The 26,862-nt window shown below is 36.3% G+C and carries 19 protein-coding genes; 5 read left to right on the forward strand and 14 right to left on the reverse strand.

Annotated features, from left to right (window positions below; translation table 11 throughout):
• Window positions 1–25 precede the first annotated feature (25 nt).
• A complete protein-coding gene (locus AC5YDH_RS10350; RefSeq protein ID WP_496119220.1) occupies window positions 26–403 on the reverse strand; it encodes a hypothetical protein in 378 nt (125 codons plus the stop codon).
• A gap of 623 nt (window positions 404–1,026) precedes the next feature.
• Between AC5YDH_RS10350 and ppc the strand changes: the two genes are divergently transcribed.
• The 4 genes from ppc to AC5YDH_RS10370 all read left to right on the forward strand — a co-directional run bounded on the left by ppc (window position 1,027) and on the right by AC5YDH_RS10370 (window position 7,079).
• Window positions 1,027–3,711, forward strand: coding sequence for a phosphoenolpyruvate carboxylase (gene ppc, locus AC5YDH_RS10355; protein ID WP_496119221.1), 2,685 nt, complete (start codon window positions 1,027–1,029; stop codon window positions 3,709–3,711).
• A gap of 295 nt (window positions 3,712–4,006) precedes the next feature.
• Window positions 4,007–5,308 (forward strand): solute carrier family 23 protein, encoded by a 1,302-nt coding sequence (locus AC5YDH_RS10360; RefSeq protein ID WP_496119223.1) that lies wholly within the window; start codon window positions 4,007–4,009, stop codon window positions 5,306–5,308.
• Between the two features lie 93 nt (window positions 5,309–5,401).
• Window positions 5,402–6,307, forward strand: a complete 906-nt coding sequence (locus AC5YDH_RS10365; RefSeq protein WP_496119225.1) for a LysR family transcriptional regulator — start codon at window positions 5,402–5,404, stop codon at window positions 6,305–6,307.
• A 262-nt stretch (window positions 6,308–6,569) separates the two neighbouring features.
• On the forward strand, window positions 6,570–7,079 hold the full coding sequence (locus AC5YDH_RS10370; protein WP_496119227.1) for a fimbrial protein: 510 nt from the start codon (window positions 6,570–6,572) through the stop codon (window positions 7,077–7,079).
• Between the two features lie 71 nt (window positions 7,080–7,150).
• On the opposite strand, the gene AC5YDH_RS10375 is transcribed toward AC5YDH_RS10370, so the two are convergent.
• The 6 genes from AC5YDH_RS10375 to AC5YDH_RS10400 all read right to left on the reverse strand — a co-directional run bounded on the left by AC5YDH_RS10375 (window position 7,151) and on the right by AC5YDH_RS10400 (window position 15,239).
• Entirely contained in the window at window positions 7,151–7,486 is a 336-nt protein-coding gene (locus tag AC5YDH_RS10375) for a DUF1622 domain-containing protein (protein WP_496119228.1), read from the reverse strand.
• A 346-nt stretch (window positions 7,487–7,832) separates the two neighbouring features.
• The gene (locus AC5YDH_RS10380; RefSeq protein WP_496119230.1) at window positions 7,833–10,517 is read right to left on the reverse strand and encodes an autotransporter family protein; all 2,685 of its coding nucleotides are present in this window, start codon (window positions 10,515–10,517) and stop codon (window positions 7,833–7,835) included.
• Window positions 10,518–10,696: 179 nt separating this feature from the next.
• Entirely contained in the window at window positions 10,697–11,419 is a 723-nt protein-coding gene (locus AC5YDH_RS10385) for a sulfite exporter TauE/SafE family protein (protein WP_496119232.1), read from the reverse strand.
• A gap of 155 nt (window positions 11,420–11,574) precedes the next feature.
• Window positions 11,575–13,050, reverse strand: a complete 1,476-nt coding sequence (locus tag AC5YDH_RS10390) for a sulfite reductase subunit alpha (protein WP_496119233.1) — start codon at window positions 13,048–13,050, stop codon at window positions 11,575–11,577.
• 9 nt (window positions 13,051–13,059) lie between these two features.
• Window positions 13,060–13,650: a PepSY-associated TM helix domain-containing protein gene (locus tag AC5YDH_RS10395; protein ID WP_496119235.1), complete on the reverse strand. Its 591-nt coding sequence runs from the start codon at window positions 13,648–13,650 to the stop codon at window positions 13,060–13,062.
• Between the two features lie 29 nt (window positions 13,651–13,679).
• The gene (locus AC5YDH_RS10400) at window positions 13,680–15,239 is read right to left on the reverse strand and encodes a DUF2271 domain-containing protein (protein WP_496119237.1); all 1,560 of its coding nucleotides are present in this window, start codon (window positions 15,237–15,239) and stop codon (window positions 13,680–13,682) included.
• 102 nt (window positions 15,240–15,341) lie between these two features.
• On the opposite strand from AC5YDH_RS10400, the gene AC5YDH_RS10405 reads away from it, so the two are divergent.
• On the forward strand, window positions 15,342–16,241 hold the full coding sequence (locus tag AC5YDH_RS10405; RefSeq protein ID WP_496119239.1) for a DUF4198 domain-containing protein: 900 nt from the start codon (window positions 15,342–15,344) through the stop codon (window positions 16,239–16,241).
• Between the two features lie 38 nt (window positions 16,242–16,279).
• Here the strand turns inward: AC5YDH_RS10405 and AC5YDH_RS10410 are convergent, their stop codons facing one another.
• The 7 genes from AC5YDH_RS10410 to AC5YDH_RS10440 all read right to left on the reverse strand — a co-directional run bounded on the left by AC5YDH_RS10410 (window position 16,280) and on the right by AC5YDH_RS10440 (window position 26,704).
• Window positions 16,280–16,564 carry a chorismate mutase gene (locus tag AC5YDH_RS10410; protein ID WP_496119241.1) on the reverse strand — a complete coding sequence of 95 codons (285 nt, stop codon included), beginning with the start codon at window positions 16,562–16,564 and terminating at the stop codon, window positions 16,280–16,282.
• Entirely contained in the window at window positions 16,561–17,865 is a 1,305-nt protein-coding gene (locus AC5YDH_RS10415; RefSeq protein ID WP_496119243.1) for a hypothetical protein, read from the reverse strand. The genes AC5YDH_RS10410 and AC5YDH_RS10415 overlap by 4 nt, the downstream gene beginning before the upstream one ends.
• Window positions 17,866–18,109: 244 nt before the next feature.
• Window positions 18,110–19,939, reverse strand: a complete 1,830-nt coding sequence (ilvD, locus tag AC5YDH_RS10420; protein WP_496119245.1) for a dihydroxy-acid dehydratase — start codon at window positions 19,937–19,939, stop codon at window positions 18,110–18,112.
• Window positions 19,940–20,236: 297 nt separating this feature from the next.
• Complete coding sequence (locus AC5YDH_RS10425; RefSeq protein ID WP_496119247.1) at window positions 20,237–20,689, reverse strand: hypothetical protein; 453 nt, start codon at window positions 20,687–20,689, stop codon at window positions 20,237–20,239.
• Window positions 20,690–20,693: 4 nt separating this feature from the next.
• Window positions 20,694–21,470, reverse strand: coding sequence for an OmpA family protein (locus AC5YDH_RS10430; protein WP_496119249.1), 777 nt, complete (start codon window positions 21,468–21,470; stop codon window positions 20,694–20,696).
• 80 nt (window positions 21,471–21,550) lie between these two features.
• Window positions 21,551–25,228, reverse strand: coding sequence for a YadA-like family protein (locus AC5YDH_RS10435; RefSeq protein ID WP_496119253.1), 3,678 nt, complete (start codon window positions 25,226–25,228; stop codon window positions 21,551–21,553).
• A gap of 3 nt (window positions 25,229–25,231) precedes the next feature.
• On the reverse strand, window positions 25,232–26,704 hold the full coding sequence (locus tag AC5YDH_RS10440; protein WP_496119251.1) for an ESPR-type extended signal peptide-containing protein: 1,473 nt from the start codon (window positions 26,702–26,704) through the stop codon (window positions 25,232–25,234).
• Between the last annotated feature and the right edge of the window lie 158 nt (window positions 26,705–26,862).

Consider the following 26,862-nt stretch of genomic DNA (forward strand, 5'->3'; position numbering starts at 1 on the left):
GATGTTTGAAAAAAATTGATCTAATTTAAAAAACAGCTTTATTTTTGAAAAATTTAGACATGCCTTTTAACCATGCATTTAATAAAAATAAAAATGCAACTATAGCAAAAACGACACCGATTACAGTGCAAGCGGTTACCCACATGTAAGTATCCCAATAGTAAAAATACAGTGGAATAAACCAAAGTGAGGCAAATAAACAAAGGAAGAAATAAATAACAATATTACGCATTACCCAAAAAGCATGTGTTTGCAACCAAACTTCTAAATCGGCAGTGACCGATACTTTTCGAGCCAATAAATAGGAAAACAATCCAAAGACAATTGTAAATAAAGTGAGAAACATAAACACATACGAAATCGCGATGTTACGACGACTCTTTGTTATGCTGTCCTTGCCCATGTTCGTTACTACCCCATTACACATTTCATTTTATAATTTTTAGCAAAATTATGTATTCAATATCTTAAAAATATTAAGGTGCTACTATAGTTAATTTTACAGGTTTTAACACCCCATATTGACAGAAAATTATGCACTAATGTTATTTTTTTTTACTTTAAACCTAAGGCTATATAACGCTTGCAGGAAAATTGCGTTAAAAATAATGTAAGTTCTATTTTGTTAGTTACTTATATCCATTTGAACAGTATAAAAATAAATTAAAAAGTCATTTTTATTTTAAATTTAGACCTCTTTTTTTAACTTTATTTTTTTATTGAAATTTCATAAAAATTTATCACTTATTTTCACTTTTAAAATACTTTTCTTCTCTTTATGTTCCACGTGAAGCCGTCTTTCATCATGAATATTGCTCATCGATCACATCTAAAAATATACATATTTTTATCGTTACATTCTTAACTTCACATCATTTTATTTAAATCTTTATTTCATTTTCTTAAATGGCATGCCATTTGCAGATTTTATCGACAGTATTTGTGCTACTTTTGTCTGTAGTCACCTAAAAATGTCACGTATTCACGGTATATTCAAAATAGAACATCCAGCGGGGAATGATTAAAATGATTCAACAAATTGCTGCTCCATTACGCGAAGACGTACGTTTACTGGGTAATCTTTTAGGTGAAACACTCAAGGAACAAGCAGGACAAGATTTGTTTAATCAAGTCGAACAAATTCGTGCTTTATCTAAGGGCGCACGAGATGGGCAAGTTGAAGCAGAAAAAGAATTAGAACAATTATTATCGAGTTTAAGAGATGAAGAAATTTTGCCACTGACCCGAGCATTTACTCACTTTCTAAACTTTTCCAATATTGCCGAACAATACCATGTGGTTCGTAGCCGTCGCCAAAGTGAATTTGATGAGTCTTTACCCTCTCCAAATCCGCTTGATCATTTATTTGAAAAATTTAAAGAAAAAGAAATTTCTCCCGAAACGCTCTATCAACAAATTTGTGATCTTAAAATTGAATTGGTATTAACGGCGCACCCAACAGAAGTGAGTCGTCGTACGCTTATTCAAAAGTACGATGGCATTAATGACTGCTTACATAAGTTTGACCAACAAAAATTAACACCTCATGAGCGCCAAACTGTTTTAGCAGATTTAAAACAACTCATTTGTTCTGCTTGGCAAACAGATGAAATTCGCCAAAATAAACCAACGCCAATCGATGAAGCAAAATGGGGATTCACAACCATTGAACAAACCCTATGGAATGCTGTTCCAAAATTTGTTCGTGAATTAAATGACATGGTGCAAGATCAATGCGGTCAAAGTTTGCCTTTAACCGTTGCACCTGTTCGTTTTGCTTCGTGGATGGGTGGTGACCGTGACGGCAACCCCAATGTGACACATAACGTGACTCAAGAAGTTTTATGGCTTTCTCGTTGGCAAGCTGCAGACCTGTATTTACGTGATATTGAAGATTTGCGCTGGGAACTTTCTATTCAGCAGTGTTCAAATGAGCTCAAACAAGCTCTAGGCAAAAATCATGCAGAACCATACCGTGAGTATTTACGAGATATCCGTGAAAAATTAAAAGCGACTCGTTCTTGGTTATCTGAAAAACTTGCAGGTCGTGATGCAGATGAAAGCCTTGTTATTCGAAGTAAAGATGAGCTTCTACAACCCCTACTTTTATGCTACCGATCTTTAATTGAGTGTAATTTACCTGCTATTGCCAATGGCAAATTGCTCGATTACATCCACCGTGTAAACTGTTTTGGCATTGAACTTTTAAAACTCGATATTCGCCAAGAGTCTGGTCGTCATCGCCAGGCCATTTCTGCAATTACGGAATATTTAGGTTTAGGTAATTTTGAAACCTGGACAGAACAAGCGCGCCAAAACTTCTTATTACAAGAGTTGCAAAGCAAACGCCCTCTGTTACCTAAATACTTAAATGAACCTGCAGGTAGCCTCATTGAACATCCAGATGTTCAGGAAGTATTTGCCACCATGCGTACTTTGGCAGAACAACCTCAAGAAAGTTTAGGTGCTTATATTATTTCAATGGCTGAATATCCAAGTGATGTTTTGGCTGTTCTTCTTCTTCAAAAAGAAGCCGATATTAAACATGCTTTACGTGTTGTGCCTTTATTCGAAACTTTAAAAGACTTGGATGGTGCCGCTGCAACCATGAATACCCTATTCGGTATGCATTGGTACAAACAACATATTCAAGGTAAACATGAAGTCATGATTGGCTACTCAGACTCTGCAAAAGATGCAGGATTTATGTCTGCAAACTGGGCACAATATCGTGCTCAAGAAGAATTAACTGCTGTCGCACAAACATACGGTGTGCAATTAACTTTATTCCATGGTCGTGGCGGTTCAATTAGCCGTGGCGGAGCACCTACACAGCAAGCATTATTTTCTCAACCACCGGGTTCAATTTCAGGTGCAATCCGTGTGACTGAACAAGGTGAAATGATTCGTTTCAAATTTGGTTTAGAAGGTATTGCACTACAGAATTTAGAGATTTATACCGCTGCAACATTGGAAGCAACGCTTTTACCACCACCTGTCCCAAAAGATGAATGGCGCGAGCTAATGCATCAAATGACAGATTTATCGGTTCAGGTATATCGTAAAACAGTTAGAGAAAATCCACATTTTGTGAAATACCTTCGCACTGTTACACCTGAGCTTGAACTGCAAATGCTCCCTCTTGGTTCTCGTCCTGCAAAACGTAAAGTGAGCGGTGGTATTGAATCTTTACGTGCCATTCCTTGGGTATTTGCATGGACACAAATTCGTTTAATGCTTCCTGCATGGTTAGGTACAGGTGCTGCCATTAATCATGTAATTGCAAATGATCAAAAAGATCTTTTAGATGAAATGTTAAAAGAATGGCCATATTTCCAGACCCTTATCGACATGCTAGAAATGGTACTTTCAAAAGCAGATAGCCATGTTGCTCTTTATTATGAATCTCACCTTACCCAAGATGAAGATTTAAAAATTCTAGGTGAAGAACTCCGTCAACGTTTAAAAGATGCAGTGAAAACATTATTGGCACTGAAAGGTGAATCTAAGCTTTTAAGTAGTAATGATGTACTTGATCAATCAATGAAAGTTCGCAAACCATATTTACTTCCACTTCATTTACTTCAAGCGGAGTTAATGAAACGTCGTCGTTCATATATGGGAGAAAAACAAGCTGAACATACACCTGTTGATCATGCTTTAATGGTTAGTATTGCCGGAATTGCTGCGGGATTACGCAATACCGGCTAACATTTATACAGAATATTAAAAGCACACTTCTGAGTGTGCTTTTTTAATAAACATTCATTAAAAAAAATCATGAGCTATATCAGTAAAATTACAAACTTTACACTTCACTACAAAACACAACTTGTTTCCATTAACTGCTGATTTTACGAAACTTTTCATCAACACCATTTCAAACAAGTGGTAAAAAACCAAATAAAGTCAGGCAATTAGTTTGAATCTTTTTTTGTTACAAACATTAAAACTTCAATCTAACAAGAGTATGATGTGCACAATTTATTTTTTGAGTGCTCATTATATGTCCAATTGGTTTCCCAAATGGCGCCCGTACGAAGGCAGCATTGACGCTCGTCCAGTAGGTACAAACGAATACCTACCTCCTGCTCAAAGTGTTGTATTGGGTATACAACATGCTTTTGCTATGTTTGGTGCAACAGTTCTTGCCCCATTTTTAATGGGCTTTGATGCCAACCTTGCAATTTTAATGTCTGGTATTTGTACAATCTTGTTCTTCTTTATAACTGGTGGTCGTGTTCCCAGTTATTTAGGCTCAAGCTTTGCATTTATTGGTGTTGTGATTGCTGCAACAGGTTATGCAGCATCAGGAACAGGAGCTCCAAATGCCAATATTGCTTTAGCCGCTGGCGGTATTATGGCATGTGGTGTGCTGTATGCCATTTTCGGTTTTATTGTAATGGCAACGGGTACTCGTTGGATTGAAAAGCTCATGCCACCTGTTGTAACAGGTGCAGTAGTCATGATCATTGGTTTAAACCTTGCTCCTGTTACAGTGAAAAACGTAGCTGGTAATAACTTTAATATGTGGATGGCACTAGTAACTGTACTTTGTATGGGCTCAATTGCTGTATTCACGCGTGGTTTATTACAACGTTTATTATTATTAATTGGTCTTTTACTTGCTTACCTCACTTACTACATTGTTTCAAATGTAATGGGCAATGGTACACCTATTGATTTTGCACCTATTCATCAAGCAGCATGGTTCGGTGCTCCTCAATTCCATGGTCCTGAATTCAATATGAATGCAATGCTCATCATTGCACCTATTGCATTGATTTTAGTTGCTGAGAACTTAGGCCATATTAAAGCTGTTGGTGCTATGACAGGTGAAAACCTTGACCCGCACATTGGTAAAGCCTTTGTTGCAGATGGTATTGCAACAACATTATCTGGTGGTGTTGGTGCTCCAGGTATGACCACTTATGGTGAAAACATTGGTGTTATGGCTGTAACACGTGTTTACTCAACCATCGTATTTGTATTCGCAGGAATTTTCGCAATTTTCTTAGGCTTCTCTCCTAAGTTTGGTGCAATTATCCATACCATTCCAACTGCCATTTTAACGGGCGCATCAATTGTTGTATTTGGTTTAATTACCATTGCAGGCGCAAAAATTTGGATTGAAAACAAAGTTGATTTTTCAAAGAATAAGAACCTGATGGTTGCTGCGGTTACCATTATTTTAGGTACAGGTGATTTCGCACTACAATTTGGTAATTTCAACCTTGGTGGTATTGGTACGGCTACCTTTGTAGCACTTATTTTAAACTGGTTCTTCAGTTTAGGTGATAAATCTTAAAAGCATAATAAAATTTTATAGCAGTCTTCGGACTGCTTTTTTTATGGCTCATTTTTTCTTACTATGGTCATATAACATTATTGATCATTCACTATGCGCTTAGATTTGTTCGATCTGCAACTTATTCTTCATATTGTAGATACAGGAAGCCTAACCAAAGGCGCTGCACGTTCTGCTATTTCTCTTCAAGCATGTAGTGAACGTATTAAAAAGCTTGAACAGTCACTTGATGTAAGCTTGTTTACTCGCCATGCAACGGGAGTAAAACTCACACTTGCAGGACAGACTTTTGTTGAGCATGCTCAGCGAATATTATTACAAACAAAGCAAATGCATCAAGCAATGGCACCTTTTGCCTCGGGCTTAAACTCGAATATTACACTGTGGTGTAATTCTTCTGCACAAAGTGAATATTTACCATTATTATTACCACAATATTTGATTGAAAATCCAAATTCGCAAATCGATTTAAAAGAGGCAGAATCAAATGACATTGTGCAGGCAATTGAATCAGGGACTGCTAAATTAGGTTTAATTTCAAGTTTTTTTAAGTCACATGAGTTACAAACTTTAGAATTTTCAGATGATCCCTTGGTACTCGTCTGCCCTCTTCATCATGAGCTTGCAGCTCAAAATCAACTACGCCTTTCCGATCTACTTTCTCATGCTTTTGTAGGTTTAATGCAATACCACTCTTTACAACAATCTATTGAAACTCAAGCAAAATTATTAGGATGTGCTATTCAATATCGTTTGCGTTTACCTAATTTTACAGCAATTGCTCAGGTGGTTGCTAATGGTGTAGGGATTGCAATTATGCCAAAACGTGCTGCTTTGCGTTTAAAGGATTTTTATTCTTTTCAGCAAGTGGAATTAGTCGGTGAATGGGCAAACAGGAAACTGTTACTTACTGCACAAAATTTTGATGATTTACCTGTAGCCTATCAACACTTTGCACAGTTCTTAATATCTCAAAATAGTCAGATAAAATTGAAATAATTTAAGGCAGAAAAGCTCAAATATAATCACTAAACTAGCTGATCTAATAATTTAACTTTACTAAATAAGTGAGATATATCACACATTAATAAATACAGAATGAGATTTACTCAAAAATACAAACAAATTAAATTATATTTATAAAATCAACTGGTTATATTTAGAACAGTAAAATTACAATAAATTACACAACAAACACTATACCAACAAAAAGAAATATTCTGTATTCTAGCAATATCTACATGCGATACAGATAAACATCATGAGAAATTTTCTGCCATTCACTGTGTGTTTATTCACTTCAATCAATATTGCAAATGCAAAGGTTCCTAAAGAAGGTGGAAAAATTACATTTATGGGGCAAGTTGTAAATTCAGAACTCTATGTCAGTAATGATACAAATCGAGTAATTTTGCTGAATGAACTTAACCCATCTTCAACCCAAAGTACCCCTTTTCAAGTTAAATTCACTGGCTGTCAGGATAAACAATGTCCAAACATTAGTTATTCTATATACGATGTGAACACCAATAAAAATACAAAACTTATTAGTACTTATATAAAAAATAATGACCCAGTATTACCGAATGTTTCACTTGAATTATTAGATGATAATAACCAAGCGATACATGTTGCAGGAAAACATTATCTACTTGAAGAAAATGCAATAAATAAAAATTTAAATTTTTCAGCACGTTATATTGTTAAAAACAATATAGAAGCAGAGAAAAAAGTGAATTCAATGATTGTTTTCGCAATCAACTATCACTAAATGCTAACAAAAACATGACTCTAAATTTGGAGGAGTCATGTTCTACACAAAACTTTAAATGATTTATATCGTTATTTTTCAGCTTCTGGCTTATGTTCTAGCTCCTTTGCTAAAAAATAATTTAAAAAAGTTCTAATTACAGCAAGAATTCCTAGCTGAATCAGGCTCTCTAAATCAGGGTCAACTGTAGTTGCTAAAATATCTGCGGCTAATTGGAATTCTAAGGCTGTCGCTAACCAGTCCCCTAATGAATAACGTGCTGTCCGCCCAGACTGCATTTTAAATAAGATAATTAATGCTTTAATTAATCCAATCACAACACAAATAATTGAAATTATTTCTAAAGACAGCTGCAATAAATGCACAGTTGAGTTGAGTAATTCACGTAAAACTGAAATATCAAGCATTGGTAACCACGACTGTAAATGAGTTATGAAATAGCAGATATCAATCATCACAAATTTTATATGAATTAAAAATATGAGTAGCTCAAACTGCTATTGTTTATTTTTCACGCTCCACAATAATAATTCAATCAAAATATTTAATTCTTATGAGAATACCTAGTTAATTTTCATCGTAAAATCATATAACTACCTAAAGCAATTAAGTCAAAGAGTAATACTCTAAAAAAAGAAATTGTTCAAAATACTATATGGGCATATAACATTATTGATTATTTACCTATGCCATATTAGTAATATCATAGAAATAAAACCTCAATTGAGGTCTTATTTTCACTGATTATATGAATTAGAAGTAATACTTCCATCCTATATTACCTTGATAAGATTCATTATTATGACTACCTGTAGTATACGAGGCATTTAACCAAACTTGACTGTTTTTAGTCGTATTTCCTTCAACACCTACTTTAAACTCTCCCTGGCTTTTTGAACCTTCATTTTCATAACGAATACCATCAATTACAACAGAGTAAGGATTGGTATTGTGAATATAGTTCAAAGCAATATATGGACGGTAGCTTGTTAATTTATTTCCATTGGTTGGAATATTTAAATAGGTTTTAACACCCATACGTGCTTGTACATTATCTTTCCCATGATAAATATCAACACCTTGGGCATCTTTAAAATCATCAGCGTGTACGCCTTGGTAAATGAGTTGAGCTTGTGGTTGAATCCACCAGTCTTTTTTACCATTTTTATTCAACAGATAATCACCACCTACCTCAATGGATGCTGTTACACCAGATGAATTGTATTTATATTGGTTTTGGTCTGGTGTATCGATTTTATTATTGAATTTATTCCAAAGTACCCATGAATCAATATAAGCACCACGTTTTTCAACTGGGTGAGCATACCAAGTACCGTATAGACCCAAGCTATAACCATCGATTTTTGTTTTTGATTCACGGTCAGTGACTTTTGAACGTGTTTTACCATCATAATAAGCAAAACCAGTCATAGCACCTAAGTTATATTGATCTTCTTCACCTAGAGTAACTAAGCCCGTACCGATTTGAGTGACAAAGCTATTCCCCGTCGTTTTTAATTGACTCTCCATCGTTTTGAATTGGTTGTGCCCACCAGAGGCACGAACCCAAACCTTCCCTAAATCTTTATTATTCTTACCTAGGTTTTGATATTGGCTTGCACCTTCTCTATCTTCTAAACGAGATGTAAAAAGGGTATTCCCCATGGTCTCTGTTGCTAAGTATTCACCAACATCTGGAGTGTAAACAGGGTCATCTGTATCAATACCCCCATCATTTCGATGGCTTCTTAAATACCAATTATTATTATCTAGAAATAGACCATAGTCATAAGCACCTGCTGTAACGTATCCTTTATTTCCAATAAAAAATGCATTAGAAGTTGATGAACCTGTTTGAATTATCTGGATACCCTTATAAGTTCTAGCACCTGAGCCACCAGCATTAATCACTTTAAGTTCAGTAGAACCTGTAGCATCACCAGCTATAATAATAAAGTCTGTATCTAATTTATTTACATTATTATCAGATGCGAGTTTAGTGTCGATTTGTAGAATACCGCCTGTACCAGTAAAATTGCCACCAATATTTAATTTTCCAAAAAGGACACCTTGAATTGGCTTATTTGGATCATAATTACTTAAACTAATTACACCATTACTATTATTTTTAATATCACCAGAAAATGTACTATTTAGACCATAAATATTTATTGTCGAATTATCATTATCTATTGCTGTTTTATCGCCAGTAGACTTAATATCTCCTAAAATATTAATGACAGCTAAATTTCTATTATATATTGCAACATGTTGATTTGTTTTTGAGGTATCTATTGAAGTTAAACCCTCTAAATTTATTTTTGAACCATTACCAGTTGCATAAATAGATGAAAAATTTGATTGACTTGTATCTAAGTCGGAGGCAACGATAGAGATGGTATTTGCATTTATAATAGCTCCATTTTGAACAACTAAACCATAACTGTTCTTAAGATCTGAAGTAATATCTATATTTGTATATTTTAAATTTATTGTTGCTAAAGCGTTATTAGCAAAAACAGCTGCTCCATCTTTCACTTTTATTAAGTTAAGCGTGTTTTCATCACCATTAAACTCAATCATCGTTTCTTGAGGAGTATTATTATTTACTCTACTATTAGCAAACAAACCATGCCCTGATGTTGTTTCAACAGAACTTCCCTTACCTATATAAATTTTTCCACTTTCTTGAGCTTTGACCCCGATGCTTTCAGAAACTATTTTTATCTGATCTGCTGTAATTACTCCGCCAATATTTGGTACAGCAGAAACACCTTCCGCATCAAGCCCTATATTATATGCATTAATATTTGTAATTCCCGACAAAGTAACATTGCTATTAATACCGGAAAAAACACCTGTACCACTCTTACTTATTGTTAAATCATTTGCATTAAATATTGATTTACTGCCTGGTTGAGAAAATAAATATACACCTACAGCGTTATGATTTTTATTATCTACTTCAATCGAATTTTGACCTGTAAGGTTTACAACCCCATTAGAGGATAAATCAAACCCTCGTACTGTCCCATTCTCATTAGAAGAAATTTTTAGACCTAAACTTTCAGCTTTAAAATCATTTTTACCTGTAGCTCTTATTCCAAATGCACTTCCTTCAGCCTGAACAACTACGGTACTATTTTCCCCTAAATTCAATTGACCAGTGCTCGACAAATTTATACCAGTCGCACTTAAAGTTGTAGAAGTAACATTTATATCAATTGAGCCATTATTATTAATCAAATATTGATCTTTATTGCCCACATTAATACCAATAACACTTTCGGCATTATTCACGGTAATAGTGCTATTCTCTGGAATGGTAAAATTACCTTTTCCACTACTTATAGCACCAATCTCTGCGGCACAAATTTTTCCAGAAATAACTAAAAATAAACACAAAGCCAAATGATTATATTTAAGAGTCTTATTCATTTTAAACCGATTTTTTATTGTACAATTCATACTTATATCGTATTTTTTTGTAATAATATTTATTTAATAGTGTGATTTACGTAACAAAAGTCAATGGATTATACAAATAACAATTATTTACTTTTATAGTAACTAAGCAATCAAAATATTTAATTCTTATGAGAATACCTAGTTAATTTTCATCGTAAAATCATATAACTACCTAAAGCGATTAAGCCGAAAAAGAACACTTTTCGAAATTTTTGTTCAGAAATACGATAACGAATTTTTGTGCCTAACCACATTCCAATTAAAGCAGGAATCAATGCAATAGCAGACATCACATAATCTATAGGCAGATTTTCAACAGGATTCTGATGTAAAAATACAGCCAAACAAATCGTTGATGTAGTAAATGCCAAGCCGAGCGATTGAACCAGATCATCTCGTTGCAAATTTAAAGTCTGCAAATATGGCACAACAGGAATTACCACCACCCCTGTCGCTACCGTTAAAGCACCACCTAAATACCCTATAATAGGCGAGAGCCATTTTTCATGTTTCGACAAATTGGGCATACTTTTGGCACATAAACCATACACTCCATACAGAGCAAGCATCCCGCCCAACAAAGCCTCGCTATTAAAATCACTATGTCCTAACGTTGGAAAAACACTCCAAATAGAACCAACAATAATTCCAAGCAACAACAACCAAAAACGGCGAATCAATTGTAGTACTCGTCCTTCAGCAAATAATTGCCAAAAATTTGTTACCATCGATGGAATAATTAATAAAGTTGCTGCCTGAAATGGACTAATGACCATGGTCAATAAACCCATCGAAACCGCAGGTAAGCCCAAGCCAATCGTGCCTTTAATCATTCCAGCTAAAGCAAAAACCGTAATAACAAACCAAACCATGAATGCCACCTATTTGCATATGTCGCTATGCTATTCAAATTCTTTAATTTTAAAAATCAGTGTTTTTTGAAGTACACCTCAATAAAAAGTTGAGGCTTTAAATCGGCAATAAAAAAGCCCCTAGAAAAGGAGCTTTATTTCATAAAATATAAAACTTAATACACATCGCGACGATAGCGTTTTTGCTTTCTTAATAGCTCAATAGTTGTATGACCTAGCACTTCTTTTAATGCTTCATCGACCCCTTGTGCCATTCCTTCCAAGCTACCACATACATATAGATATGCCCCATTTTCCACCCATGCACGTAACCGATCAGCTTGCTCAATCAGGACATGTTGAACATACTTTTTTTCAGCTTGATCACGTGAAAAAACCATATCTAAATGCTGTAAAAATAAAGATTTTTTCCAAGCCTCAAGCTGTTGTTCAAATAAATAATCGGCTGACTTTTGCCGTTCACCGAAAATCAACCAGTTTTGATCAAAACCTGATTTTTCACGGCGATACAAATGTGATAACAAACCTGCAATACCTGAACCATTCCCAATAAAAATCATTGGTTTTGCGGTATTTTCTAACTGAAAAGTCAAGTTGTGACGCACATTTACACGTACATTTTCAGTAATATTCGCACCCAATGTTAACCAGCCTGAACCTAAGCCTAAGCCCTGTTCAGTTTGATGCTGACGAACGACTAAACCTAAAGTATTTTGTTCGGGAATAGATGCAATTGAATAATCTCGTGTCGCTAAATTTTCAAATTGAGCTATCCAATCAGAAAAACTTTCTTCTGCTATGCGAGGTGGAGTTTGACGAATATTTTTAAATTTTAAAGTTTGAACGTATTCTGTTTTACTTGAATCTTCTCCGACTTCATTTAAAAAATTTCTAATTTCCAAATTTGTATTTGCAGCCTGAACTTCAAGAATATCACCCGACTGCCACTGCAAATGTTCACGTGACATTTCAATGTGGTAAATCGGTTCACCTAAGCTACATGCATTTAAATGTGTACGTGTTTGCATTGAAACATCAATCCAATTTTTTGCTAGTTTGCTCAGTTCCAACTCATGACCCATGACTTGTGACAAATGATGAGACCACTGTTCTAAATTTATTTCAGAATATTGATCCACACAAATAGCATCAAAATATGGATGTGCCTGTTGTTTCAAAAGCCATGTATTGAGCTCTAAACCAAAATAGCAAAAATTGTCATAACGTCGATCACCAAAAGCTAAAACAGCAAAAGATATGTGGGACAAATCGATATTTTTTTGCATGATATTCTGCTGAAAATTCTGGGCAGAATCTGGGGCATCCCCCTCACCATAGGTACTGACCATCCATAGAACACGTGATGTTTGCTGTAAATTTTCAAACTTTAATTGCTCTATATTTATTAATTCAGCACATATACCTATACTTTTGAGCTGCGTATAACTTTGACGAGCAAAACGCTCTACTTGACCTGATTGACTTGCATAGATGATTAAATAAGTATCCGTATCAAGCTGTATTTTTGGTATATTTTTAGACTGATTTAGCCAAAGCCATACAATTGAAAATAAATAGACAAAGAATAAAAATCCAAAAATACCAATAAGAAAAATGGTTGCTTGTGTCATAACATTTGCCTACACAGCAAGCCAAATAAAAATGATTAATACAGCCAAACTTGAAGCTGTAATCAATAAATGCGTCATCAAACGAGTTTTTATACTAAGGAATAAGATAAAGCCCGCAATTGATAAAATCATGATCACAATCGCGCTAATATCAATGAGCCAGCTCCAAGCCATTCCCGCATTTTTGCCACGATGTAAATCATTAATTAAAGATACTGTCGTTACTGGTTTTTGAGTAATTTCAACTTCGCCTGTATCTAATAAAGCCCAAATATCGGTTGAACCCGCAGGGCTTTCTAGCCGAATCATCACCTCACCATCAAGAACCTCACTACTTTGAAAACGCCCAATCACGGTTTCCTTTTCACGAACATAATCAATTAATTCTGTAGATGGATTTTCTTGCTTTAAAAGAGATTGAACGACCTTTTCAGGTAATTCAAGTTTTACTGTAGTTTCATTTTGTGCAGGCTCAAACCAACTTGGATTGTTTAAGAACAACCCTGTTAGTGAGAAAAAAATGAGCACAATAAATGCAAATGCAGATAACCAACCATGCACATAGCGTGCATGGCGGTAAAAATCACGGCGTTGGTACACGATTTAGACCTTATGATCCTAGTTAAGGATCAACGAATTTTTTGGAAGTTAAGTTTCACGCTACCAATCTCTGCTTGAGCTGGCAAACTGTGACTCGAAGGTTTCGCCTTCACATCAAGATCAATCATTTGATATGAATGATCGCCATGTTCACGTGAAGTTTCGATATGAACGATGTATTGACCTGCTGCAACCGTCTTGCCCTGATCATCCTTACCATCCCAAGCTAACTTATAGTTACCTGGCTGACGTGACGGTTTTGCAACTGCGTCTAAGTTTGTCATTTGACGACCATAACGGCGCCACCAAACATAGTTTGAGTTAATCCATTTTTCGTCTTTACCCCAAACAGCAAGGGTTCTTACAATTTTTTTATTTTCATCTGTAATCCATACAGAAACGTATGGAGCACGATATTTTTCTACATTAATTTTTGGGATCGTTAAATCAATAGTCGCTTGATAACCTGCTGGCCATTTTGTAGAAGAACTCGCAGCAACCGTAAGCATTTCAACTTGAACAGGTTTATTTTCCAATAAACCATTCCAGCCTGCACTTTGAAAAGTTGCACCATCTGTCATAGTCAGTTTAGCTTCATAGCCAACAAGTGCTTCTATTAGTGCTAAACCTTCAGTAGGTGACATTGCAGCAAGTGCCGTAGCAAGCGCATCTGCATCTGCTGCGCATGTGCCCACAACAACACATTGTTCAACATGTTGTAATGGCATACCTGTTTTTGGATCAATTAAATGTGATTGATCTGCAAGTGAACGATAACCTTGACCACTAAATGCAACGGCTTGATCTTTTAATTTTAAAATATCGGTAGGTACGGCTAAATCGTGATGATTAAATGCATCTTGAACACCAATACTCCAACTCTCTTTTTTCGGTGCGCTACCCCAAACACGAATATCACCACCAATATCAATTAACAAACCTTCAACCGCAGGTACTTTGGCACGTGCAGCAAGCATCGCACGATCAATAATATAGCCTTTTGCATAAGCATCTGGTGCAAATGCAACTGCATCATCCATCTTCACTTTTTGTTTAGATGCTTCTAAAGATACGCTATCTGGTTTCAATAAACTCAATACTTGTGCATGTGTTTCCGTGTCTAAATCGGTAATACCTTGTGTTTTTTCCCAAAGGGTTATGAGCTGACCTAAACGTGCATCGAAAGCACCACATGTTTTGCTGCGCCATGCTTCACATGCTGCAATCACTTCAAATAATTCTGCCGAAACTTCGCCTTGTTTATTTTTATTTAATGCAGAAATTTCACTATCTTCACGCCAAATTGAAAGCTTTTGATCTAAATCTGCAATTTCAGATTGAATCGCATCTAAAGCTAACTTAGCGTCTTGTTTTGAAACACCTGTCACAACTACATCTAAAGATGTACCAAGTACATAATCTCGATGAAAACGATGTACCGTAGATTCTTCCTGCTCAATTTGACCATCTAATAAAACTGACTCTGTCGCACTTACATTCATTGGTGTAATACATACTAATGCCATCACTAATGGTGTGAGTTTAAATGTGGCTTGTGCGCATTTATTTTTTTGGATCATTGAAATCATTAAGATTCACCAGAAGATTTTTTTCAAATATTATTGATAATGAGAGTAGTTATCAAGTAGATTACAACAGATAATTTCGATATAACTATGGAGAATGGTTCAATGAATCATTGGTTAAAAATTGCATTGCTCTCTTCTTTACCAGTTTTGAGCCAAGCCCACACTGTTAGCCCATACATCTTGCCAGAAGCTTTTGATATCACAACTTCAAATTTAAGTTTCCAAAGTGGTATGACGGTTGAAAAGTTTTATGTACCAAGTGCGAACTTCAAAACAACTTATATAATTACTGAGCCAAATGGCGAACAAAAAGCATTAAATGCAGCTGCTTCTTTAAAGCGTTTTAACGTTGCAGAGTTTGATTTAAAAACTGAAGGTACATATAAAATCCAAACTAAAGATGCTTTGGGGAATAGTTCTAATTATGCTTTAGTTGATGGTCGTTGGTTACGTGTCCGTCCTGTTCGTGCTCCAATGCCACAAGCGTCAAATGCCGCAGCACCTAAACCAGAAGTGCTAAAAGCTGAAGTCGAAAAAGCACCGACTACAACTCAAATTCCTCGCGTTATTTCTGCCGATCAAGTGCCTGAAAAGGCTGAAAAATTAGAAGTGAAAAACCAATTTATTGCTGAATCTTATGTAACAAAAGGCAAACCTAGCCCAATTCCAGCGCCAACAAAAAAAGGGTTTGAATTAAAACTTTTAACTCACCCAAGTGAATTGTATGAAGGTGATTCCTTAAAAGCCCAAGTTCTGTTTAATGGTAAAACAGTACCAAATTTAGAGTTTGAAGTATTTAAAGGTGCTGGTCATTTCGACAAAGATAAAACTCGTGAATTACCAACAGTAAAATCAAATGCAAAAGGCGAAATCGAAGTACCTTTCGAGAAAGCAGGTATTTATTTAATTACAACATCTTATCCAGAAGCAAATCCTGACAATACTAAAAAGCCCTCAACAGATGCATTTATTTACGGTCTAACTGTAGAAGTTGCTGAATAATATATGCGATAAAAAAACTCCTCAAATGAGGAGTTTTTTTATGGTCGAATTTCTTTTAATTCACGGCGAATAAAATGCTGAATCATTTCCCTATAAATATTTTCAATTAAATCTGGATCTAAATCTTGTTCAGATGCGTAAGTTCGAACTTTTTCAACAACTTCTTCAATACGTGGTGACTTAACATCTTCCGATTTACGCTTAAAGCGAATGACCTGATCAACATAAAATTGCCGCGTTGCAATCAGTTCAATTAATGCATCATCAATAATATCTATGCGGCTGCGGGCTTCTTCCAAAGATTCCACTTTTTCTTTTTTCATTTTTCCGTTTCACTATCTATATTACTTGCGTTTTTATACTTCTCTTCTAACACGTTACTGAAAATACTTTCAATCATCCAAACACGATATAAGCTATTAAATACATAACTCTGCCCATCTATTCTTAAATCGAGCACTGGAAAATTAGGTTGAGACTTCATTTCACAATGAATATCGTTTTCTTCAAGTTTTGAAAGAACATCTAAATCTGCATATTTTTTAATTTCTAATTCACGCATTAATTCAGTTAAATGTGGCGTATAAGATAAATCTTTTCCTTCTGTCCATACTGCTTTTAAAATATGATGAATTGCATCAATTTGTTGTTCTTCAGGCACGCTATAAAAGAGCTTTGCCATATTAATTGTAGTTTCTTCAGTGGGTCTGCAAAAAGGCGTAAATGCAACTTCTGTACGCTTTGATAAACGAGTTGCCAAGCTCCAATCAAATAGATCACGTCCATGATAAGTAAGCGGATATACTTTTAATTGAATATTATAATAATTAGCTAATTCTTCTTTAATATATGCCAATAACAACCACGAAATTGGATCTTCTAAAGCAATATATAAATCCAACTCTGGGTCTAAACTTTGTATTTCATTGAGCTCTTCTGCATCACTAATTAAATGCTCACGCCATTCAATATGGTTAATCAAAAAAATTGGATTGCCCGTCAGTAGATTTTGTCTTTTTAAGCGACGTGTTAAACGCAATAAATCATCTACCGCATGATACTTTCGGTCACCAAACTGAAAATAACTGACCAAAACCTCATCATCATTAAAAATACGTTCTTCAAAATTTTGAACTTTATGATGTTGGCTTGCCATGGCATAAAGCGTACGTAATTTTCCATATTGTTTTTGCCAAAGCATATGGAAAACATCTTCCAATAAGTATAAAAAATCTTGCCCTCTTAATGGCGTATTCTTCAAAATTGTTTCAGCTTGCTTTATTGCTTCATCTGTTGGTTGTTCTGGTGTTTCATGAAAACTAAAACGATGCTGTTTAGACAAAATTTTGGCGTCATTTAAACAATAATTTTGCCACTCCATTGCAGACATTTGGTTAGGTGGTTCAGCTGTTTTTCTCGAAATCACCACTTTCAGTGGCTTTAATTCTTTGATTAATATTTCTTCTAATTGTGGTAATTGCTGAACTGCTAAATAGCTATAAACATCATCTAAACGTAAATGAACCGTTAATCCCATATCTGTAGACAACACCTCTTGGCGAGTAGGTTTTTGATAAAACCAGCTCGATCGGATTGGATCAAACCAACGGCGTAGCAATGACATGGGATAAGCCTCGAAAAATGTTTCATGTTCAGCAACTGTACTAAACATACATTCAATAAAAAAAGAATGAAAATAGTATAGGCTGGATAAAAAATTTATAACAATTCAAAATGAAATGTTCAATATTTTGATAAATTTCATTTTGCATAATTAAACAATGTTTAACCACTTTAGTAAAATTTTTTCATAAAAAAGCACTCAAAAATGAGTGCTTTTTAAATGCTAATTTAGCAAAAATGCATGCTTAGATTTCGCGTATTGCGCCTTTAGAAGCACTTGTCGTATGCATTGCATAAGCTTTAAGTGCTTTAGAAATTTTACGTGGACGCTCTTCTGCAGGCTTCCAACCTTTTGCTTCTTGTGCTTCACGACGAGATGCCATTACAGCCTCATCAACAGCTAAATGAATAGTTCGGTTAGGAATATCAATTTCAATACGATCGCCATCTTCAACCAAACCAATTGCACCGCCTTCAGCAGCTTCAGGAGAAACGTGACCAATTGAAAGACCTGATGAACCACCAGAGAAACGACCATCTGTGATAAGTGCACAATCTTTACCTAAACCTTTCGATTTTAAGTAGCTTGTTGGATAAAGCATTTCTTGCATACCCGGACCACCACGCGGACCTTCGTAACGAATCACAACAACATCGCCTGCTGTAATTTTACCACCTAAAATCGCATCTACTGCAGAATCTTGGCTCTCAAATACGCGTGCTGTACCGTTGAATTTTAAAATTGATTCATCAACACCTGCAGTTTTTACAATACACCCATCAAGTGCAATATTGCCGTAAAGTACTGCTAAACCACCATCTTTAGAGAAGGCATGTTCTGCATTACGAATCACACCATTTTCACGGTCACCATCTAAACGTGTGTAATAACGATTTTGTGAGAATGCAGTTTGTGTTGGTACACCACCCGGTGCCGATTTAAAGAAGTTATATACCTCTTCATCTTCAGTACGAATAATATCCCACTTATCTAAAGCATCTTTTAAAGTCGCTTCATGAACCGTCGGTACAGAAGTATCAAGCAAGCCTGCGCGGTCTAATTCACCAAGAATCGACATAATGCCGCCTGCACGGTGAATATCTTCCATATGTACATTTTTAACTGCTGGTGCAACTTTACAAAGTACAGGTACTTTACGAGATAAACGGTCAATATCGTCCATTGTAAAATCAACTTCTGCTTCATGCGCAGCAGCCAACAAATGCAGAACAGTATTGGTTGAACCGCCCATTGCGATGTCCAAAGTCATTGCATTTTCATACGATGCTTTAGTTGCAACATTACGTGGTAATACGCTGTAATCATTTTGTTCATAATGACGTTTGGTAATTTCAACGATCAATTGACCTGCTTTTTCAAATAACTTTTTACGGTTTGCATGTGTTGCAAGCGTAGAACCATTACCCGGTAAAGATAGACCTAAAGCTTCTGTTAAGCAGTTCATTGAGTTAGCTGTAAACATACCTGAACATGAACCACATGTTGGACATGCAGAACGCTCATAAGCCTTAACTTCTTCGTCTGTATAATTATCATCTGCTGCTACAATCATTGCATCAACAAGATCAATTGCTTGTTCATTACCACGGATTTGGACTTTACCCGCTTCCATTGGTCCGCCTGATACAAATACCACTGGAATATTTAATCGCATAGATGCCATTAACATTCCCGGTGTAATTTTGTCACAGTTAGAAATACAAACCATTGCATCAGCGCAATGAGCATTTACCATGTATTCAACTGAATCTGCAATTAAATCGCGTGATGGTAATGAATACAGCATACCGTCATGCCCCATCGCAATGCCGTCATCAACTGCAATCGTATTAAACTCTTTTGCTACACCACCAGATGCTTGAATTTGTTCAGCAACCAACTGACCTAAATCTTTTAGGTGTACATGACCCGGAACAAATTGAGTAAATGAGTTTACGACAGCAATAATAGGCTTACCGAAATCTTCATCTTTCATACCTGTAGCACGCCATAAGCCACGTGCGCCGGCCATATTTCTTCCGTGTGTTGATGTTTTTGAACGATAATCTGGCATGGTGTTTTCCAACAATGTATATGCTTGAATAAGAACGCATCTTATTCTGGCAAAATATTCCTATTTATATTCAATATATCAGCCAAAGACTGAGCTTTCATACTATAACCTGTGTTTAAAGCATGATCACTGAACTTTTCATCATCTACATGAATTTTTTAATCAATTCATGGTACTTTTTCTACTATACCGCTATATGCAAAGAGAAAATATAAAACTTATATGAATATTTTTTCAATTTTGCATAAATAAAAGCTATAAAAAAGAGCCCCTAAGGACTCTTTTCTCATATCTATTTTATCTTTTATTTAAATATAAACCTGTACATTGCTTACCAATGTCATCTACACAAATTTCAGCCGAAGTTGTAGAAATCCATTTTAGGAAAAAATTAGATTTTTTCCCTTGATAATTATTAGCATCTGCTCCACAACCTACTTTGCGATTATCATTTTGAATATCAAGAACAAGTAAATCTAAATTTTTTGCATTGCTATTACGAATAATAGCAAACTCACCACTAAGTACCTTTTGTTGTGCTTTATAAACAAAATTTCCTGGTTGGCTAAATTGGTAATCTTCAGTACATGATGTTGCTGGATTAAATAACCCCCATGTCCCCCAAAAAATATTGTTTAAATTAATCTGATCTTTTTCTATAGCAAAGACTTGGGTACCAAATAAAATCGCACTCAATAAAAGAATCATTTTTCTATTCATAAATGCCTCTATCATTATTTTTAATATCATTGTTTTACCATGAAATATTAACACGACGATTTGGTGCTAAACAATCTTTTCTATTTCTCTGAATATTCTCAACATTACAAATTTTATATTGTTCAGTAGCACCTTTAGCATCTACCGTAATATAGTTTGGGTTAATACCATTATTTACTAAATACGTTACAAGAGCATTCGTTCTATATTCAGATAATCTTTGATTGTAATGAATACTACCCATCGGATCTGCATATCCTCGTACAACGATATTTGTACTTCCAGATTGCTTAATCTCATTTAATATATCATTTAACAACATATTCGTCATTGCAGTACTCAAATCTGAACTATCGAATTTAAAAAATACACTGGCTTGCTTTATTCCCACTTTCGGCTTTTTAATTTCAACTTGCTCTTTTATTACTCCATAATTTAACAACTCTTGACATTGCTCACCCTTCCAATAATAAGTAAATGCTAGAACTTGCTTATCAAAATCAATACGTAATTGACAACGTTTATATGTATTAGTATCAGGAACTCGAACATCTAGTACATAATTCCATGTTTTCACAGCAAATAATCCTTCATTAAAATGAGGGTTATCTAAAATATATCGAATTTGATCTTTATTTAAGCCGACATCAAGACGCTTTAACTGATCTATTTCAAAACGATTTATTTGCTTCAAATAGCTCTGCTTAATTTCTGGAAATTTAATCTCTAAATCTGTTGATATATTATTAGCATGCACGTTTAGACCAATGATAGATGCTAAAAAAATGCCAATTAATAATTTATTATACATTCTTATTTCCTTAATTTTTTTAATAAAAGGTGGGAAATAGATATGATTTCCCTTTCCCACCTTCAATTTAAATTTACCTTTTAGTCAATCACACCACTAATACCAATTCGGAAACTTGCATCACCTTCACTTGCTTTAGCAATACCACCTGTTAGAGACCAACGCCCATTATCAGCAGTTCTTCTTAACGTCACACCAATTGCATTTTCACCACCATGGTATGCAGCACCAGCAGCATATGTAAATTTTCCTGGAACATATGGTGCCGACTCAAGAGCCATAGCTGCTGCAATACCAGCATTTGCACGTTTTTCTACATCATTAATACGACTGTTTGTATTATAGAAAGCTTGCTCTATATTATTTGTTAAATTATCAATTCTGGTATTAGTTGCTTGATCTGCTTTATCTAATGCATCAATAGCACCACCAACATTATTGTATGTATTACCAGCAACATTATAATTTGGTGCAATATATGTATTTGTTACAGAATCAAGTTCACCACCTAATACTTTATTTAATTGACTGACGTTAACAGCATCGTTCCCTTTAACACCCTCAGATACGCCAGAAATAGTCCTATCCACACCATCTTTACCTTGGATATTAACAACTGTACCACCTGTATCTTTTGCTACAGTAATTTCAGCTGTTGGATCAGATTGCTGAACTAAACCTTTTCCAACATCTAAGTTATTAATTTGAGTTGTTAAGTTTTGAATATTGGTTGTGTTTTTGTCTACATCTGCCTTAACAAGACCCAGTTGCTCTTCTGTTGCCGAACGACCTACCTCACCAAAATCACTCGCTGACAAATCTTTATTTGTCAAACCAGTAATCTCGCCATCTACAACCTTCGTGGTACCTACATCCAAACTACCATCAGCTGTTAAATCAACATTCTTAGCTAAGCCAACAATAACACCGCCATCTGCATTTACTTGAGTATAAATATTCTTCCCTTCATCAGAGTTGGCAAAAGTAGTATTGGTATCATCACCTTTGATAACAACTTTAACATCTGTCGTTGATTGATATCCTGCTCCAGAGTTACCACTTACAGCGACATTACCAACGCCAGAGGTAATACCACCTGTATAATTTTTAAAGTTATCTTCTAGTGCTTTCAACTGGCTAAAGTTAACAGCATCATTATCTGCTGTACCTTTTGCAACGTTAGTAATCTTATTACCCGCTGCATTAATACCCGATACCGTAATACTAGGACCACCAACAATTGTTAAACCAGTATTATTAATGACTGTACCACCAAAGTTAATGCTACCGTCTGTTAGCGTTAGATTTTTCGCCAACCCAACAACAATATTACCGTTGTCATCAACTTGCGTATAAATGTTCTTACCTGCATCTGACTGACTAAAGTCTGTATTCGTTGCTACTCCTGTAATCGAAATCGTATCTCCTAGCTTCGCTTTATAGAGATCGCCTGAATTCGCTCCAAAGTGAAGACCTTTATTTGCTAATTCTGTCGTAGCACCGGTTACTGCGTTGTTTAAATCACCCGCATTTACTGCATTGCTTGCATTCGCAACATCTTTGTAATCTCCAGCACTTGCAACATTACTAATGACTGTACCGCCTATCGTCGTAATGGTGCCATCTGCATTCTTTGTCGATGTACTTGGTGTACCTGCTAATGTAATACTGTCTTTGTTGATACTGCCATCTTTATTGCGGTCATATTCTACAAAGCCATCAACAAGGTCTGAGGTTAAGTCAACGCCATCTTTTCCATCCTTACCTGCAAGATGAATCGTTTCTGTTTCTATCGTCCCACCAGTAATTGCGGTTGTCTTACCAGGTTCTCCTTTTGAACCCTCTGGACCTGTTACACTAATCCCATTTTGACCTATAACAGTTGTGCCATCTTTTCCATCTACACCATTTTTCACCGTTATACTGCTCAGATCGACTAGATTTTTCGATAACGCAATTTGCACACCCGTGCCATCTGCTGTGGTCGTGATGTTCGTATCTGCGCCTACAATCGAAACTGTATCCCCAAGCTTCTTAACACCTGTTGTTCCTGAGGTTCCTGTAAAGGTTAAGCCTTTAGTTGATACTGTATTCGCTGCATCCGTACCTGCCTGAATCTGGTCTTTTACTTCTTCTGTTAAATCTACTTCGTAATCTGTCGCACCACCTGTTGATGAGGCTTTTACTGTCACTAAACCTGACGTTCCTGCTGATACTGTGTTTTGTACCGATTGACCACCTTGCACAGCACTTACTGTATAGATCGTCTCTCCATTTGAACCTTTTGCAGTCGTAACAGTGGTATTCGTTCCAGCTTCTACTTTTGTTAATTGTCCTACTGTTGCCACATCTGTGTTGTTTACACCTGCTGCAACATTGGTGATCGTTGTGCCACCCATGTTGATGCCACCTTTGTTGATCACTGGACCTGTGCCACCAAAGTTAATGCTACCATCTGTTAATGTCAGGTCTTTTGATAACGCAATTTGCACACCCGTGCCATCTGCTGTGGTCGTGATGTTCGTATCTGCGCCTACAATCGAAACTGTGTCCCCAAGCTTCTTAACACCTGTTGTTCCTGAGGTTCCTGTGAAGGTTAAGCCTTGTGTCGATACCGTATTCGCTGCATCCGTACCTGCCTGAATCTGGTCTTTTGTCGCTGCTGATAGATCTACGACATAGTCCGTATTGCCATTGGTATCTTTGCTACCAGCGCTCACTGTTACCCCTGTTGAGCCTGTAACTGAACTGCTATCTGCATTTATTGTATAAATCGTTTGACCATTTGTGCCTGTCTTAGAATCAACTGTCGTGTTCTTTCCTTTTTCAACTTCTGTTTTAACAACCCGTAATGCAGCATCAATTGTATTTTTACCAGTCCCACCAATATTTGTAGTAGTTAAGTTACCATTGTCCAATGTTGCTGAAGGACCAATAATATTACCGACGTTTTCTTGCGTTTTTAATAGTTGTGCAACGGTAACAACATCTTGCATTGCTGAGCCATCTGCTACATTCTGAATACGGCGCAAATTTGAAGCTGTACCGACTGACACTACAGATGTTGGTACTGCTGTACCTGTTATGAAACCCACTCCCATTGGCGCAGTTGTTGCCGAGCCACTACCTAATGCAACACTATCTGCAAAATTCGAGACAGCTCCATTACCTATTGCAACAGTATTACTAGCACTAGCAAGTGCATTTGCACCTTGAGCAATTGAGGAAATACCGGACGCAACAGCATTTTTACCAATTGCTTGTGCATTTTCTGCATTCGCATTTGCCGACCAACCTAAAGCAACTGCCCCACTTGCCGATGCTATAGATACACGACCAAAAGCAATAGATGAGTCACCTGCAGCATTTGAGCCAGAACCCGCAGCGAGTGATCGATCACCCAAAGCATTTGCAAACGTTGATAATGCAGCACTATTAACACCTGTCGCTTGTGCAGATGCCCCTAAAGCAACAGCATTAACTACAGCTTTAGTTCCAGAACCTAAGGCAATACCATCATTACCAGAAGCCAATGAGTTAATACCAATTGAAATGGCATTTCCCCCTATTGCATTTGCCGATGAGCCTAGTGCAACAGCATCATTACCTATAGTGGATGAATTTACACCAAGCGCTACAGCATTTTTTCCAGATGCAACCGTATTCGCACCATGTGCAATTGCATTTTCAGCCGATGCTTTCGAATTAGCACCTTGAGCAATTGAGGAAATACCGGACGCAACAGCATTTTTACCAATTGCTTATGCATTTTCTGCATTCGCATTTGCCGACCAACCTAAAGCAACTGCCCCACTTGCCGATGCTATAGATACACGGCCCAAAGCAATAGATGAGTCACCTACAGCATTTGAACCCGAACCTGCAGCTATTGATCGATCACCTATAGCACTTGCAAAAGTTGATAATGCAGCACTATTAACACCTATCGCTTGTGCCGATGCCCCTAAGGCAATAGCTTGATTATTGCTAGCATTTGCAGAATGACCTATTGCAACACCATAAATTGCACTTGTATTTGCTCCAGAACCTAAAGCAATACCATCATTACCAATAGTTGATGAGTTTGCACCAAGCGCTACAGCATTTTGTCCAGATGCTTGCGCATTAGTACCTTGTGCAATTGAGGAAATACCTAATGCATTTGCCTGAGCACCCAAAGCAAGTGCACTATCTGCCGCTGCATTAGAGCCTCGCCCTAAGGCAGTAGCAAATTGACCTGATGCAGCAGCACCAGAGCCTAAAGCTGCTGACCTATCTCCAGATGCATTAGAAAAATAACCCATAGATATTGCATTTTGTGCAGAGACTTTTGCACCCCGACCAAGTGCCACGCTATCTACAGCACTAACAGTCGTAATACTGCCAGAACCCATCGCAATTGATCCACCTGCTACTGCATTTGCTGCATTCCCTAATGCTATAGAGTTCAGACCACCCGCACTAGAAAAATAGCCTATAGACATTGCATTTTGTGCAGAAGCTGTTGCACCACGACCAAGTACCATACTATCAGTAGCCGCAGCTGTTGCAGTTCCTTGATAGCCCAAAACAATTGATCCACCCGCTAATGCTTGTGCACTACGACCCAGTGCAATCGAATGAATACCTCCAGCATTTGAATAAGAACCCAATGCCGTACCATTTTCCGAAGCAGCCCTAGAATATGAACCTAGCGCAACACTGTTTAAACCTTCTGTTACCGCCCCACGACCAAATGCACTCGAATCAACACCAGATGATATTGCCATACCACCAATTGCCACAGCTCCACCTGCAGTTGCTTGAGCTCCTGCTCCATAGGAGAAAGCATTAAGGGCCGAAGCAACTGAATCTTTTCCTATAGCAAAAGAGTTAACGCCAGAAGCATTTGCAGATTGACCTATAGCCGAGGCACCACCAGCTAAAGCTTTAGCATTCAACCCTATAGCCATACCTGTCAACGAATCTGTAAATGCATTTTTACCAATTGCAATTGCATTTTCACCTGCAGCATTAGCTCCCTGTCCAATTGCAACAGCAGATGCTGGTACAGCAGTAGCCCCAACGCCCAACTCGGTCCCAGCAACAACATACTGACCTACAGTCATACTTAATGTGGCAATAGAAACAATATTTGAAATTTTAGATGATTTTTTCTTACCTTTAGCCAACTCAGATACAACAATCCAAGAATTTGAAGCTTGATTCCAAACTAATTTATAGACTTTATTCATTTAATTTTGCTCTTATCTTTTTACTTTTCAAAAGTAAACTCATTTATATTTTCTTAATTATTAACAACAAAAAACACAAAATCAACACATAAAAGATAACTGAATCACAAAATGAAATAATAATACATCAAATTTCACTGTATTTTTAATTTGAAATT

Source organism: Acinetobacter sp. FY683 (assembly GCF_059515885.1).